This is a genomic window from Agrobacterium sp. P15N1-A (assembly GCF_044626815.1).
GTDB lineage: Bacteria > Pseudomonadota > Alphaproteobacteria > Rhizobiales > Rhizobiaceae > Agrobacterium > Agrobacterium leguminum.
Map to the genome: position 1 here is coordinate 1 of NZ_JBIUPF010000026.1, position 337 is coordinate 337.

The 337-nt window shown below is 54.0% G+C and carries 1 protein-coding gene; it reads left to right on the forward strand.

Annotated elements, in window-relative coordinates; translation table 11 throughout:
- Window positions 1–221 precede the first annotated feature (221 nt).
- The coding region (locus ACIK7D_RS27760; protein WP_400158176.1) for a LysR family transcriptional regulator at window positions 222–337 on the forward strand (116 nt) is incomplete at its 3' end.

The window sequence follows — 337 nt, forward strand, 5'->3', positions numbered from 1 at the left end:
CTTATCGGCGCCTTCAGCGGCAGGAAGATCGAAGAAAGCTTTATCCAGGCAATGCTGTCTGCGCCGAGGGCCTGTTGCCGGTGGCCGGTTTTTGCTGGCTGCGTATCCATCTTCGCCTCTCTGATTTCACCCGCCGAACGGCCCTCGTCTTGACTAATATCGCGGCAATCAATTTAAGTCCAAGTTGTTTTCTGTTGGATATTCATACCGGGATTGAATAGATGCTTGATTTGGGACAGGTCCGTTCATTTGTCGCCGTCGCCACCGAGCTGAATTTCACCCGCGCAGCCCGGCGTTTGAATATGACCCAGCCTCCACTCAGCCGGCAGATCAAGCT